The sequence below is a fragment of the Candidatus Palauibacter sp. genome (genome assembly GCF_965216145.1).
Taxonomy (GTDB): domain Bacteria; phylum Gemmatimonadota; class Gemmatimonadetes; order Palauibacterales; family Palauibacteraceae; genus Palauibacter.
The window spans coordinates 18130-30362 of the sequence record NZ_OZ244149.1; the positions used below are offsets into that span (position 1 = coordinate 18130).

13 protein-coding genes and 1 pseudogene are annotated in these 12233 nt (G+C 64.7%); 4 read left to right on the forward strand and 10 right to left on the reverse strand.

The window, feature by feature from the left end; genetic code table 11:
- Positions 1-165 precede the first annotated feature (165 nt).
- The 3 genes from ACOOHF_RS00095 to ACOOHF_RS00105 form a co-directional block, all read right to left on the reverse strand.
- Positions 166-1353, reverse strand: a complete 1188-nt coding sequence (locus tag ACOOHF_RS00095) for a carboxypeptidase-like regulatory domain-containing protein (protein WP_420462887.1) — start codon at positions 1351-1353, stop codon at positions 166-168.
- Entirely contained in the window at positions 1350-2591 is a 1242-nt protein-coding gene (locus ACOOHF_RS00100) for a 6-bladed beta-propeller (protein WP_420462888.1), read from the reverse strand. Before ACOOHF_RS00100 ends, ACOOHF_RS00095 begins: the two co-directional genes overlap by 4 nt.
- 516 nt (positions 2592-3107) lie before the next feature.
- A complete protein-coding gene (locus tag ACOOHF_RS00105) occupies positions 3108-3983 on the reverse strand; it encodes a hypothetical protein (RefSeq protein WP_420462889.1) in 876 nt (291 codons plus the stop codon).
- 365 nt (positions 3984-4348) lie between these two features.
- On the opposite strand from ACOOHF_RS00105, the gene ACOOHF_RS00110 reads away from it, so the two are divergent.
- Both ACOOHF_RS00110 and ACOOHF_RS00115 read left to right on the forward strand, forming a co-directional pair.
- Complete coding sequence (locus ACOOHF_RS00110; RefSeq protein WP_420462890.1) at positions 4349-4522, forward strand: hypothetical protein; 174 nt, start codon at positions 4349-4351, stop codon at positions 4520-4522.
- Positions 4523-4689: 167 nt separating this feature from the next.
- On the forward strand, positions 4690-5439 hold the full coding sequence (locus tag ACOOHF_RS00115) for a hypothetical protein (protein WP_420462891.1): 750 nt from the start codon (positions 4690-4692) through the stop codon (positions 5437-5439).
- 371 nt (positions 5440-5810) lie between these two features.
- On the opposite strand, the gene ACOOHF_RS00120 is transcribed toward ACOOHF_RS00115, so the two are convergent.
- From ACOOHF_RS00120 to ACOOHF_RS00150, 7 genes and pseudogenes are all read right to left on the reverse strand, one after another.
- Positions 5811-6434, reverse strand: coding sequence for a hypothetical protein (locus ACOOHF_RS00120; RefSeq protein WP_420464412.1), 624 nt, complete (start codon positions 6432-6434; stop codon positions 5811-5813).
- A gap of 237 nt (positions 6435-6671) precedes the next feature.
- Positions 6672-6971: pseudogene (locus ACOOHF_RS00125) on the reverse strand (carboxypeptidase-like regulatory domain-containing protein); the annotation flags it as partial.
- Complete coding sequence (locus ACOOHF_RS00130) at positions 6971-8212, reverse strand: 6-bladed beta-propeller (RefSeq protein ID WP_420462892.1); 1242 nt, start codon at positions 8210-8212, stop codon at positions 6971-6973. The pseudogene ACOOHF_RS00125 and the gene ACOOHF_RS00130, both read right to left, overlap by 1 nt.
- Before the next feature lie 97 nt (positions 8213-8309).
- Positions 8310-8738 (reverse strand): hypothetical protein, encoded by a 429-nt coding sequence (locus tag ACOOHF_RS00135; protein ID WP_420462893.1) that lies wholly within the window; start codon positions 8736-8738, stop codon positions 8310-8312.
- A gap of 3 nt (positions 8739-8741) precedes the next feature.
- On the reverse strand, positions 8742-9275 hold the full coding sequence (locus ACOOHF_RS00140) for a hypothetical protein (protein WP_420462894.1): 534 nt from the start codon (positions 9273-9275) through the stop codon (positions 8742-8744).
- A gap of 157 nt (positions 9276-9432) precedes the next feature.
- The gene (locus tag ACOOHF_RS00145) at positions 9433-9654 is read right to left on the reverse strand and encodes a hypothetical protein (protein WP_420462895.1); all 222 of its coding nucleotides are present in this window, start codon (positions 9652-9654) and stop codon (positions 9433-9435) included.
- A gap of 61 nt (positions 9655-9715) precedes the next feature.
- Complete coding sequence (locus ACOOHF_RS00150) at positions 9716-10549, reverse strand: carboxypeptidase regulatory-like domain-containing protein (protein ID WP_420462896.1); 834 nt, start codon at positions 10547-10549, stop codon at positions 9716-9718.
- 466 nt (positions 10550-11015) lie between these two features.
- On the opposite strand from ACOOHF_RS00150, the gene ACOOHF_RS00155 reads away from it, so the two are divergent.
- Together ACOOHF_RS00155 and ACOOHF_RS00160 are read left to right on the forward strand one after the other, a co-directional pair.
- Positions 11016-11297 (forward strand): hypothetical protein, encoded by a 282-nt coding sequence (locus tag ACOOHF_RS00155; protein ID WP_420462897.1) that lies wholly within the window; start codon positions 11016-11018, stop codon positions 11295-11297.
- Positions 11298-11464: 167 nt separating this feature from the next.
- The gene (locus ACOOHF_RS00160; protein ID WP_420462898.1) at positions 11465-12217 is read left to right on the forward strand and encodes a hypothetical protein; all 753 of its coding nucleotides are present in this window, start codon (positions 11465-11467) and stop codon (positions 12215-12217) included.
- Positions 12218-12233: the final 16 nt, after the last annotated feature.

Below are 12233 nucleotides of genomic sequence, written 5' to 3' on the forward strand. Positions count from 1 at the left end.
CCCCCCCGTTTAGCTTAGGGGAGGGCTATAGCGCAGCCGGCGGGCCGGCGCGTGAATTCCGTACGCTGGCCCGCAGCGTCTCAGCTGGAGGCTTCTGACTCGGAGTCGCGCACGAGTTCCAGTCTCTCCGCCGGGATTGGCTGACCGCAACTCCGGTCGCGCCGCCTATGGGGGAACAATCGCTAAGACCGCGCCGCTTGTCGTGAGTGGAGAGGCAAAAGGCCAAACGGTTTGCCGGTCGAGCTGGCTCCGAGTGCGATAGTAGAGAATGGGCGAGCGAATCGTCCACTCTCGGATCAGCCATCGATCGCCGGGAATGTGTTCGAAATAGAGCACTCCGCCAAATTCGGACTCGTCGAGCTCGATCGCATGGAACTTCGTCTCCGGGTAGCGGCCCTGAAGAATGCGGTAGAGTATGTCGGCCTTCAATGGCGGCAGCAGGTGCCGGCGCAGGAACGGACGTAACGAAGTGTATTGGAAATCCACTTCCTCGGGTTCCTCGGTTATGGAGTCAATCCACAAGACCCCCCTGACATCGACGAGCTCCCGGCCAGGTCGTGGTTCGAAGCCGAGCCCGACTCTCGCGTCATCGTCGCTCTCGATCGTGCGGAGACAATGCGTTGCGAGAAACCCTGGTGACGCCATGGCATCTCCAGTCGGGGCGTAGAATGTGGTCAACGTGTCCTGGACCACCTCCGCATATCCGTACGCCACGAGGTGCTCGGACGACGGCGACAACACGTTGAGGGACCCTGGCACGACCACGGTCGCAGTGTCCTGCTGGAAACGGCGTCCCCCGTTGCGTCTCCAGTAGTCATATTTGCCCACAATTATCGGTCGTATCGCTTGGACCAAAAGGTTGCCTAGATCGGCGGTGGAAGATGAAGAGGCGAGGGCCGGAAGAACTGATTCATATAGTGCGAAGGCCCGCCTCCGCTCCTCGGGGGTGGTCGGACACGTGTTCTGCTGCGAAACCGACAACTCGGGGAGCGGAATCGGATCCACCGGCACTTCGAAGCGTAGCACCCGTGACTCCGATGTCGCTGCGACGTGGAGGGTGTCGGAGGCCCAGGACTGATAGCCGATGCGCTCCACCCGGAGGCGATATACGCCCGGTGGCGGGAGAGGCAGGCTGAACGCCCCTCGGTCGTCCGAAAGAGCCTCACGGAGGACAACGTCGCCTAGCTCGACGAGTTGGATGTGCGCGCCCTCAACGGGCGTACCGCTGCCTTCCGTCAGGACTAACCCGCGCAGGCGCGCATCCGTCTCTTGGGCGGAGAGTGGCGTTGCGAGCAGTAGGAGGCCGAGGCCTGCAACCACGACCGCCCACACGAGAGCGTACCAGTTTGTCATCTGCCCGACCGGCGCAGTTCGAACACCTGCACCATCGGGACGCCATAGTCGTCCCGGGCCTCAGCCCACACCCGGTTCGCCTGGACGGCCAGTAGTCGGGCCCTGACGGGTACGGACACTCGTGACACCTCGACACCACCATCACTGGAGATGACAATCCAGTCGTTGATGCGTCCGGATACGTCCGAGACCTGAAGCCACAGCTTCCCTTCGGAATCGAAGAGCACACCATCTTCAACGATGCCACGTCCCCTGTTTCGAATGGGCGGGTGGTAGTCGGGCGTGCCGAGGGCTTTCAGGACCGCGTTGACGCCCGCAGCCTGACTCGGGAACGCACCTAGTTCGACCATGCGTTCCACCGCCCCGAGATTCTCTGCCCATGCTCGCACGTCCCGGCGCTGGACCGGGCGCGGCGTATAGGGAACGCGAATCGTATCTACGATACTCTCGAGCACGTCGTTGCGTTCCACGGTGAAAAGGGCACGCGCGCTCGCCGGCTTGGGCCGCCGAATGACCGGCACATATCTTCCGGAGGGATCGATAGCCAGCATGTCACTGTGCGAAAACGGGTTACGTACTTGTAGGCTGCCATCACCGGTCGATACGGGGACCGCTAATGATCGACCCCGCAAGTCGAGCGACGCAAGAGAAACACCTTGGGGATAAGTCTGTTGTCCCATCACATGCACCGCAAGTACTTCAAGGCGCACATCCCTTTCGGCCCACCTGACTGCAACAACACGGTGGTCCGCGAGGACCGCGAACGGCCGAAGGGGCTCACCACCGGCAGAGGCGACATCCCATGTGGATGGACCGAAGTCCGCGAGGCTCGCTCCAGTCGAAACGTCGTACAGGTTGAGACGGGGGAGCCTCGCATCGACGACCCATAGGGTGTCCTGCCCCAGCAACCCCAGACGCCACGGAGCGAGCAACTCACCGGGCCCCTCTCCCCTCGCACCGATCTTTGCCCTAAATGCGCCGTCCGGATCGAAGGCCAGGATCGCTTCCGTCCGTGCGTCGATAAGAAAGGCCGACCCCTCCCTGCCGGGGATCAGCTGCTCGACATAGGTGAGAGGCATGCTGTCCGGCATCCTGAGCGTGAACGCGGGAACGAGGGTGTCGCGCATGTCCTGGGCCGTGAGCGCCCTTACCGCTATGATGCTCACTGCAACCGCAAGCAGTACTGCAACGCGAGACGGCAACCGCCGCCGCATGCCGGAAATCGTGAGCCTGATCATGTACTGAACCTCCTGTTCGACTTGCTTCAGCCAGCGATCGGAGGCCCGCGCCGGGCCTCCGGAGCCTCCCATCGCTGCCGACTGCGGGCCGGGCTAGATCACGATTGAATCGGTCCTGCGTCGCATATCCGCTGCCTGGTCCGAGGCGTAAGATCTCCCTACGATGCGGCTACTGCAGTCCCGAACATATCTTGCTGACGGACTTTGCGAAGAGAGTTCTGGAGCCGCGGAAGCCGACGATGCGAAGGCCTGTACGCCAAGGAGGGCACCGTCCGGACCAAGGTCGTCGAGGGTGACGCGCGGATCACACTCGAGACCGCCCCACGAAGCGCACCAAGGCTCTCCGTCCCACGACCCGCCAACGCAGCGATCGGCTCCGTACCACGGGTCTGGCTCGCAATAGCCGCTTAGACTATTGCAACTGAGACACTGTGCCTCGACGATGCTCGGCGTCACCAGTCCGATACCGACAGTGACTGCTACGGCTACCAACCATCTGGGAATCCTGTGCATGCTTCACTCCTTTGGTTCTGGTTGATCCATGGCCCGGTCTGACTGCCAACTCCAGCGGTATGTGAGGATCTCCAAGCGGTCCGTGCGCCGGAGGGCGAGTAGCTCTTGCCGGTCAGGCACGGTGTCGAGGACCCCGAACGGTACGTCGATCACTCTCCGGCGCTTGAACGCGCCCGACGTGTCGTAGATGAGCAGATGGCGCCGATCGGATCCGAGGTCCGCTAGGATCTGCAGGAAACCGGAATCGAGCGCGAAGACGCCGGTGCCCACCCAGGAGTCATACGCGTAGAAAAGTTCGTTGTCGGCGGGAATCTGGCCCGCGACGGCGTTCAGCCCGGGCTCGATGCTGGCTGACCAAGCGAACGGGAAGAAGCGAGATGAGACGACGATCCCGCGTGATGTCCCGGACAGGACTACCGGGATGCTGTCGGACGAACTGGTCTTCAACTCGATCGTCGTCGCGTCCACGGTGTGGCGATCGGCCATGAGCAGCGAAACCCGGATCGTGGGAACGCCGCTGGGAGGACCCGGATCGGTCTCATCGATGAACACCCAGCGCCCCCCGACGCGGGTCAGCGGCCGGCTCGGCTCAGGGCCGTTCCAGCTCTCCGCGCGGCATGCCCCGTTCGAGAACCGGATGAGCCGCGGCCCGATCCTCCCTTCCACGCCGCCGTCCACGATCTCGACGACAGGTGCCTCCGTCGATGACCCATCGCCCATGAACGCCGCGCCGAACGGCGCTCGGACCATCTCAGGGCAAATGCGGCGCACCTCAGGGTGCTCGGGTGACGCGATCCATACCGTGTCGCTGCTCCAGAACAGGCTTCCGTCCCCCCGGGGTGAGAGCGCGCCGCCGTGCACCGCGATGTTGGCCGGCATGATGTGTCGGCTCGATTCCGTCAGGACCAAGCGGTTGGTTTGCGCCGCGAGGCGCCCATGCGTCGTGGTGCATGCCACGAGGCAGATTGCGATCGAGACCCCGCGTGGCGTTGGCAATCGTTGCCGCATTCCAGCTCCGTGCCGTGGCAGCAGTTTCCGCGTTCTCGCATCCTCGGAGCAACCCTGGGGCACCGTCCCCCTCGGAGCGGATCATCGTTTCGCACTTAAGAGTCAGGCCAGGAGAGGATTCGTACTAGGCCCAGAATCGATGAATTGTGTTCGGAAAGTGATGCAGTTCGTCACGAAACCGATGAACGCGGGCCGTCGAGCACCGGCCCGGTAGCCGAGACGGGTCGCTCCAGCACATGAACCTCGAGACCATCCCCATCGAGGTCTCCGTCACCAACGCATTCTCGAAGGGGAACATCCCGCTCAACGTCGAGGCGATCGCGAACGTGAAGATCGCCTCGGAGCCCGAGTGGGTGTTCAACAACGCGGTGGAGCGGCCTGCTGGGGAAGACGGAGACGGAGGTCCGTGAACTGGCCCAGGACACCCTCACCGGGAACCTGCGCGGCGTGCTCGCCACCCTCACCCCGGAAGCGGTGAACGAGGACCGGCTGGGGTTCGCCAAGGCCCTGGCGGGAGGACGCGGGGGAGGACCTCGCATCGCTGGGCTTCCACCTCGACGTACTCAAGATCCAGAACGTGAGCGACGAGCGCGGCTACCTCGAGGCGATCGGGCGCGAGAAGTCGGCCGAGGCGATCCGGGCCGCGGAGATCGCGGAGGCCCAGGCGGAGGCGGACACGCGCGAGGCCCATGCCGAGGCGAGGCGGCGCGCCGAAGTGCGGGAGGCCGCCGCCTCGATCAAGGTCGCCGAAGCCCAGAACGAGTTGCGCGTGCGCCAGGCCGAACTGGACCGCGAGGGGGAGACGGCCGAGAAGATCGCGCGCGTGAAGGCGCAGGAGGCCGAGGTCGAGGCCGAGAAGGTCCTCGAGATGAAGCGCGTCGAGCGCGAGGAACAGCGCCTGCGGGCGGACGTGATCGAGCCCGCCAAGGCGGAGAGGCAGGCGGCGTTCGCCCGCGCCGAGGCCGAGGCGGCCCCGATCCTGGAGCGCGGGAAGGCCCAGGTCGAGGTGCTGAGGCGGCTCTACGCGGAGGTCCAGACGGGCGGCGACACGGCGTTCGCCGTGTTCATGGCCGAGAAGCTCCCCGAACTGCTCGAGATCGCCGTCGGCGCCGTGGAGGGCGTGGACATCGACCGCGTGGTCGTGATGGACGGGGGCCAGGGCGAGGGCGTGTCCAACGCCCTGAACCAGCGGGTGCGGGGCGCCTACGGGACGATGGAGGGGCTGGCGTCGGTGCTGGGCCTCGACATCCAGAAGGTGTTGGAGCGGGCCGTGGGCTCGGGCGACGAGGACGGGGGGCAGGCTGCGGCGAAACTTCCCCCCGCGTAGTCACTTGGGGTAACGTCCCGCCTCACTCTGGCTGGCCGGGAGCGAGGTCAGCCACGGGCGCTTCCAAGAGAACTTCCTGCGGTGGAGCGGCTGAGCGTGGAACGAAAGTGTGGCACTCAGAGCTCCACCGCACCAGCGGCGGGCGCTTGTCTGATAGCAACACGGTGCTGCCGGTTCTTCGCCGAGTGCCCGGAGAGGAGCATGGCGACTAAGCTGTGAAGGCTACTAAGGAGGTTGTTCACTGAAGCTCCGGCGAGCAGGCTGTCGGTTCTCCGAGCGCGGACGGCGGAGACCCGGCGGCGGAGTTGCCTCCCGGTCCGTAGCTGGATTCACTGCACCAAGTAAGCCCCGCGAGGTGCAGGTTCGTTCCCTCATGGCGGGACAATATCGAGCACCCTGCCGCTGTGCGTAAGCGGGATGGCCACAGGCGTGACGGATTTCCTGCCGCTCTCGGTTAGACCCCGATAGAGGAGAGTCGGCGAGCGAATCGTCCATTCGTGGATCAGCCATCGATCGCCAGTGACACGCGCGAACCGAAGCACGCCTCCAAAGTGCGACTTGTCTACGTCGATCCGGGCGAACGAGACGAGGTGTTTCATGCCCTCCGGGATCCGGGAGAGCACATCCGCCCGCAATAACGGCTCCTGATACCGCCGCAGGAACGGACGCAGCGACGTATATCGAAACTCCACCTCCCGGGGTTCGCTTGCGACCGTATCGATCCAGAGCACACCTTCGACATCGACTACGGTGCGGCCCGGCTTCGGCTCGAAGCCCAGTCCTAGCTTCATCCCATGCTCGCTCTCGACGGCGCTTAGGCAATGCGTCGCCAGAAAGCCCGGCGACGTGAGCGCGTCTCCGTCCGGAGCGTAGAACGTAGTCATCGAGTCGTTGATCGCCTCCGCATACCCATACGCCACGAGGTGTTCGGGCGACTCGTTGTTCAGGGACTCCGGTACAACAACAATCGCTGTGTCACGCGCGTAGCGGCGCATGCCGCGTCTCCACACCGTGATCGGCCGAACCAAGCGCATACGAAGGGCCCCGAGATCCGCGCTGGATGACAACGAGGAGAGGATAGGTAGGACCGATTGGTAGAGCGTGAAGGCCCGCCTCCGCTCCTTGGGAGTGGTCGGGCATTCGCTCTGCTCCGAAACCAGCAACTCCGGCAGCGGAACTGGTTTCACGGACACCTCGAGACGCAGAGTCAGCAACGCCGTTGCTGATGCGATGTGTAGGGTGTCGGAGGCCCAGGACTGATAGCCGATTCGCGTCACGCGGACGCGGTATGTACCCGGTGGTGGCGCCGGAAGGCTGAAGACCCCGAACTCGTTGGATAGCGTCTCACCCGAGACGACGTCGCGTGAGTCCACGAGCGCGATTGCCGCTCCTGCTACCGGCGCACCACTGCCTGCCGTCAGGAGAAGTCCCGACAGGCGCGCACTTGTCTGGTGAGCGGCGAGGGGAAGCGTGGCGAAGGCAAGCCCAAGACTCACAACCCGAGCCGCGCGGATAAGCGCGTAGCAATCCATCACGAGCCCGATGGATGGACGCGGAACACATGAACCAGCGGCACACCAAAACCGTCTCGCACCTCCGCCCACACCCTGTCGCCCTGGACTGCGAGCAACCTCGCATGGACCGGGACGGAGAACCGTGACACCTGACCGTCGCTGGAAACGACTGCCCATTCGTTCGTGCGTCGAGATATGTCCGCAACCCCAAACCACATGGAACCGCCTGAATCGATCAGTACGCCCTCCTCAACTATACCACGTCCTCGATTTCGAACCGGCGGGTAGTACTCCGGCTCGTCGAGGGCGCCCAAGACCGCAGCTACTCCGGCCGCGCGACTGGGGAACACACCCATTTCAACCATTCGCTGTACAGCCCCGAGCTCCTCTGCCCAAGCTCGGAGATCCTTGGCCTCAAGCCGGCGCGGCAAGTAGGGCACGCTGATCGCATCCTTGCTACCCTCCAGCACGTTGTGGCGTTCTACCGTGAAGATTGCGCGGGAGCCGTCGGGACGCGGTCGTCGAATAACGATGACGTGTCTGCCGGAGGGCTCGATCGCCAGCATGTCGCTGTGCGAAAACGGATTTCGTAGTTGCAGGCCGCCACCTCCCGCCGGCACCGGTACTGCCAGCAATCGATCCTGTAAGTCGAGAACCGAGAGGGAGAGGCTCTCTTGACCGTTCTTCTCGCGACCCATACTCTGGAAAGTCAGTACGTTGGCTAACTTCTCCTCTGTCCCCCAGTCTATTGCAACGACGCTGTGATCCGCTAGGACCGCGAACGGTCGAAGCAGCTGGCGGCCAGCTCCCGAGGCCTCGGCGGTGACGGGACCGAGATCCCCGAGGCTCGCCCCAGTCGAAGTATCGTACAGGTTGATGCGACGCCGCCTTGCGTCGGCGACCCACAGCGTATCCTGCCCGAGCAGCCCGAGACGCCACGGAGAGAGCAACTCACCGGGACCTTCCCCCCGCCGACCAAGCCGTCTCTGGAATACACCGTGCGAGTCGAACGCGAGCACGCCGTCCGTCCGTGCGTCGAGGAGAAAGACCGAGCCGTCGGCGCCAGGGACTAGCTGCTGGACAAACGTGAGAGGTACACTGTCCGGGACGGTGAGAGCGGACTCCAGAACGAGCGCGTCCCGCGTTGCCTGAGCCGTTAGCACCCCCGCTGAGAGGGTGGTCACCGCAGCAAGGAATAGTGCTCCAAGACCAGATCGTCGCGAACTCAGGCGCCACTCGGCAATGACGAGCCTCCCCATGACCTCATCCTCCAGTTTATCCTGCCATCACGTCGCTCGCGACCGGAGATCTCACCGGGCCTCAAATCCCTCCGGTCGCGGGCGACGTCTGATTGGCCTAGATCTCGATCGACTCGGTTCTGCGTCGCATATCCGCCGCCTGCTCCGAGAGGTATGACCTCACGACGATGCGGCTCTTGCAGTCCCGAATGTATTTCAATTCCGAGCCGTGTGTCGAAGGGTCTCCGGATTCAGATACTGCCGCTGCGAACCTCGCCACGCCCGGTAGAGCACCGTCGGGACCTATATCGATGAACGACAGACGATCGCAGTCCATGATGCTGCCCCAGGAGGAACAATAGAGTTCTCCAGCGACCCAGTCGATGCCTTGGTGGCACATGTCGTCGGGGTCATCGGCGCTTCCGTCGCAAATGCCGCTCTCCTCGTCACACGTCTCGCAGAGTTGCGCCTCCGCGATGCTTGGCGTCAGTAGCCCGATACCAAGCAAGACACCGACAGCGAGTAACCATCTTGAGATCCTGAGCATGCTTTACTCCCTTCGTTCTGGTTCATTCGTGGCCCGGCTTGCCTGCCAACTCCATCGATACGTGAGAATCTCGAGGTGATCCGTCCGCCGCACGGCGAGTAGTTCCTCCCGGTCGGGTGCGGTGTCGAGAATGCCGAAGGGCACGTCGATCCCGTTCGAGAACTGGATGAGCCGCGGCCCCAGCGTCCCCTCCACCCCGCCGTCCACGATCTCGACAACAGGCGGGTCCGTCGGTGGTCCGTCGCCCATGAAGGCCGCGCCGAGCGGCGCATGGACCATCTCCGGGCAAATGCGGCGCACGTCAGGGCGCTCAGGTGACGCACTCCATACGGTGTCGCTGCTCCAGAACAAACTTCCGGCCCCCCGCGGGGACAGTGCACCGCCGTGCACGACGATGTTGGCCGGCATGAGGTGTCGGCTGGATTCCGTCAGGACCAAGCGGTCGGTCTGCGCGGCGAGGCTTCCATGCGTCGTGGTGCATGCCATGAGGCAGATCGCGATCGAGATGCCGCGTTGCGTTTGCAATCGTTGCCGCATTCCAGCTCCGTGCCATGGCATCAGTTTCCAAGTTCACGCATCCTCGGAGCACCGTCCCCTCGGAGCGGATCCAACGCTCGCTTTGAGGATCGGGCCAAGGGCAAATCCGTACTAGGCCCAAAGTCGATGAATTGTGTGCGAAAAGTGATGACGTTCGTCACGCCATCGATGAACGTTCGCCGGCGAGCACCGGCTCGGTAGCAGGGACGGGTGGCTGGGCAGCCTCGCCGCGTCGGGCAGGCGCGCAGCCGCTGAGCAGCGGCTGCATGTAACATTGCTGATCCGATTCCGGGCGATGGCTGCGAGTTCCTCGAGCGAGCCGGCGGTCGAGGACCAGAGACCTGTTCTCCACCTCGAACCGGACGAGGAAGCTCTCCATCTCCGGGTTGTCCGTCGGTTGCGGAGCGCAGCGAATGGCGGCGAGCGTGGAGCCCGCCCGCCTACCGGGTCCAGACTACGACAGCCCCGCAGCGGGCATCGGAGCCGGCGAACTCGGCCGGCAGCGACGCTGGGCCCTTGTACACCTCGATCCCTCCGACTTCGAACGGACGTACGAATTGATCGATCCCACTGCCTCTGAGCAAAATACCGTCGAGATATTGTTTCATCGGGCATGGCCGACCCGAGAATCCCATCGACATCCGCCGGTTTGCCAACCCCGACATTCCCGGTACCATCATGGCGACGAAACCACTCACACTGCTTGGACGCCAGCGGTCGATTTCTTCGGCCGTGATGAAGTGGCCCAACCCGGTCAGTTCGCCCCAGTGCTTGCGTTCGTAGAACCCCACGATCTCCATCCGACGTATTCTGGTGGCTGTGGCTACGATCGGCTCCATGTCCAACGGCGCGGGGACCAGACGGATCTCCACTTCCGTCGTCAGTCCCCGGTCTATTGTGATGGGATGTCGCAGGGGAGCATAGCCGATCCGTCGCACCTCCAGCTCGTGTACCCCGGCAGGCACGCCGGTGAGGACGAACCGCCCCTGGCGGTTGGTGTCGACGACGAGCGGACGGCCGCGCAGGGACGCCGCCGCGGTGCGAACCGGATCATCCGTAAGCGCGTCCAGCACCTGACCCAGCAGTCGGCCCGACCGCATGCCCTCCGAGAGGACCCGGAGCACGACTTCGCGGGTCGCGCCCGCTTCGAACGTGGCGATCGCCTGCTGGCTCGAGTCATCGCCGAACTCGGCCCAGAGCGTGGCCTCTCTCGCGTCCTCAGGCACGCACAGGGAGAAGCGGCCGTCCACTCCGGCTGCCTGCCGTACCGGCATCTCGACGAGCTCGGACCACCTGACGACGACCACCGCTCCCGGCAACGGGATCGTCCCTGACTCGTCGACGACCATGACATGTAGAAGAGCCCGCTCGCCGCATTGCTCTTGCTGCTGTGCCCAGATTCCTCCGGCGGGAGCCAACAGAGCACACGAAGCGAGGGTCGCAGCCGCCCGCAGCAACCGGCGCTTGCACGATTGGGTCGAAGCGTTCCAGCTGGTCACATCAACCTCGGTTCCCGCAGCACCCACGCGGTGATCGTTGGCAAGTCGACATCGTCCCAGCTAACGGTCCATATCTTATGTCCCGTAACGCCAAGCAAGAAATGGGCGGTCGGCAATCCGACAAACCCAACGAAACCGTCGCCCGGTCGGTATGCCGCCCAACGCTCCGGCGCGGACACTGGATCCTCGCTAGTCTTGCGAAACCAGATGGTACCATCGGCACCCACCCAACCGCCCCGCCGTGATCACGGGCCGGAACCGCATGCTGACCGACGGCCAGGCCGTCGGCTACCGCTCCATGTCGGGCGGACGCACCCTCCGGATCCCGATCATCGAAGCCGTCCAGCACATGAACCTCGAGACCATCCCCATCGAGGTCTCCGTCACCAACGCATTCTCGAAGGGGAACATCCCGCTCAACGTCGAGGCGATCGCGAACGTGAAGATCGCCTCGGAGCCCGAGTGGGTGTTCAACAACGCGGTGGAGCGGCCTGCTGGGGAAGACGGAGACGGAGGTCCGTGAACTGGCCCAGGACACCCTCACCGGGAACCTGCGCGGCGTGCTCGCCACCCTCACCCCGGAAGCGGTGAACGAGGACCGGCTGGGGTTCGCCAAGGCCCTGGCGGGAGGACGCGGGGGAGGACCTCGCATCGCTGGGCTTCCACCTCGACGTACTCAAGATCCAGAACGTGAGCGACGAGCGCGGCTACCTCGAGGCGATCGGGCGCGAGAAGTCGGCCGAGGCGATCCGGGCCGCGGAGATCGCGGAGGCCCAGGCCGAAGCCGACACCCGCGAGGCCCAGGCCGAGGCGAAGCGGCGAGCCCAGGTGCGGGAGGCCGCCGCCTCGATCAAGGTCGCCGAGGCCCAGAACGAACTCCGCGTGCGCAAGGCCGAACTGCACCGCGAGGGAGACACGGCCGAGAAGATCGCGCGCGTGAGGGCGCAGGAGGCCGAGGTCAAGGCCGAGAAGGTCCTCGAGATGAAGCGCGTCGAGCGCGAGGAACAGCGCCTGCGGGCGGACGTGATCGAGCCCGCCAAGGCGGAGAGGCAGGCGGCGTTCGCCCGCGCCGAGGCCGAGGCGGCCCCGATCCTGGAGCGCGGTAAGGCCCAGGTCGAGGTGCTGAGGCGGCTCTACGCCGAGGTTGAGACGGGCGGAGACGCGGCGTTCGCCGTGTTCATGGCCGAGAAGCTCCCCGAACTGCTCGAGATCGCCGTCGGCGCGGTGGAGGGCGTGGACATCGACCGCGTGGTCGTGATGGACGGAGGCCAGGGCGAAGGCGTGTCCAACGCTCTGAACCAGCGGGTGCGTGGCGCCTACGGGACGATGGCGGGGCTGGCGTCGGTGCTGGGCCTCGACATCCAGGAGGTTCTGCAGCGGGCGGTGGGCTCGGGCGAAGCGGACGGCGGGGAGGCGATCGAGGAATTCTCTCCCAGAAAATAGCTGCCCGCATACTGCC

Coding starts and splice junctions, on each gene's coding strand:
- ACOOHF_RS00095 (WP_420462887.1), bottom strand. CDS start 1,353: ATGACAAACTGGTACGCTCTCGTGTGGGCGGTCGTGGTTGCAGGCCTC.
- ACOOHF_RS00100 (WP_420462888.1), bottom strand. CDS start 2,591: ATGATCAGGCTCACGATTTCCGGCATGCGGCGGCGGTTGCCGTCTCGC.
- ACOOHF_RS00105 (WP_420462889.1), bottom strand. CDS start 3,983: ATGCCGGCCAACATCGCGGTGCACGGCGGCGCGCTCTCACCCCGGGGG.
- ACOOHF_RS00110 (WP_420462890.1), top strand. CDS start 4,349: ATGAACCTCGAGACCATCCCCATCGAGGTCTCCGTCACCAACGCATTC.
- ACOOHF_RS00120 (WP_420464412.1), bottom strand. CDS start 6,434: ATGCGCCGCTACGCGCGTGACACAGCGATTGTTGTTGTACCGGAGTCC.
- ACOOHF_RS00130 (WP_420462892.1), bottom strand. CDS start 8,212: ATGGGGAGGCTCGTCATTGCCGAGTGGCGCCTGAGTTCGCGACGATCT.
- ACOOHF_RS00135 (WP_420462893.1), bottom strand. CDS start 8,738: ATGCTCAGGATCTCAAGATGGTTACTCGCTGTCGGTGTCTTGCTTGGT.
- ACOOHF_RS00140 (WP_420462894.1), bottom strand. CDS start 9,275: ATGCGGCAACGATTGCAAACGCAACGCGGCATCTCGATCGCGATCTGC.
- ACOOHF_RS00145 (WP_420462895.1), bottom strand. CDS start 9,654: ATGGAGAGCTTCCTCGTCCGGTTCGAGGTGGAGAACAGGTCTCTGGTC.
- ACOOHF_RS00150 (WP_420462896.1), bottom strand. CDS start 10,549: ATGCCGGTACGGCAGGCAGCCGGAGTGGACGGCCGCTTCTCCCTGTGC.